Raw genomic sequence first — 852 nt, 5'->3', positions numbered from 1 at the left:
AGTGTCGTCCACCCGACATAAATAATTTACGAAGCAACCTATACCGCAATTTTGCAATAGCCTCTTGCAAAAATAGGTGTTGGACAATTTGGCAACAAGCTGTCGCCAAAATCATTCTCATGATGTCTTCATGTGTTCTAAGTACGCAATGGGGCATTTCTTAGTTACAGATTGCCGCGGATGAATGTTTATACTAAGGTGCCATGAGTTACCCAACAACTTTAAAGCTGACAAAATACAAACTAGATTCCGTTGGGTATATCTTTCGTAATAGCCATTTGAGCATAAAAACAAATGGTAAATTCTCCGCTTTGGCATGTTTTCTACAGAGATTTTCAAACTCAACATTCTCAACATCAACTATTTCTAGTCTGCAGATTTTCCGCTCATCTTCGAGAGTAAATGCTTCAACAACCTGTCCAGGGTAATAATGGCTTTCAGATTTATCTCTAATCGTTGCAGTTTTTTTACCAGAAAGAATCTGGCGCTCTAACCTAGTGAAAAATGTCATTCTATCCAATGATTTACACCAACTCTCTCCAATGTCTTCCAAGTTTACACCAGCATTAAATGAATCGGCAATAAGCTCTTTCTTTTTTAAGCTTCAATCTAACCCAATGGACTAGTGAGGGAAATCATTGGGGATATTTTCTGTGTCGCATAACTTTTAATATGGAAAAAGTCCGTGAACAGGATATGAATGAGTGAAAGGTCTACCAAATAATGGGGCATTTTCGAGCTAGAAAATGCCACGCGTGAAAATTCAGGTTGTGATGTTTTTGGACATTTCTGTGTTAGTGGTTTTGCTAAATTAGCAATTCATGAATAACTACAAGGGCTCTTCTCCGCTTA

At 37.9% G+C, this 852-nt stretch carries 1 protein-coding gene; it reads right to left on the bottom strand.

Annotation, left to right across the window (positions count from 1 at the left end; translation table 11 throughout):
- Window positions 1–208: 208 nt before the first annotated feature.
- On the bottom strand, window positions 209–553 hold the full coding sequence (yqfB, locus tag AB4589_RS23020; protein WP_371691292.1) for a N(4)-acetylcytidine aminohydrolase: 345 nt from the start codon (window positions 551–553) through the stop codon (window positions 209–211).
- Between the last annotated feature and the right edge of the window lie 299 nt (window positions 554–852).

Origin of the sequence: Vibrio sp. 10N.222.49.A3 (genome assembly GCF_041475145.1) — a bacterium.
GTDB classification, from domain to species: Bacteria; Pseudomonadota; Gammaproteobacteria; order Enterobacterales; family Vibrionaceae; genus Vibrio; species Vibrio tasmaniensis_A.
This window is presented reverse-complemented; position numbering and strand designations above follow the sequence as displayed.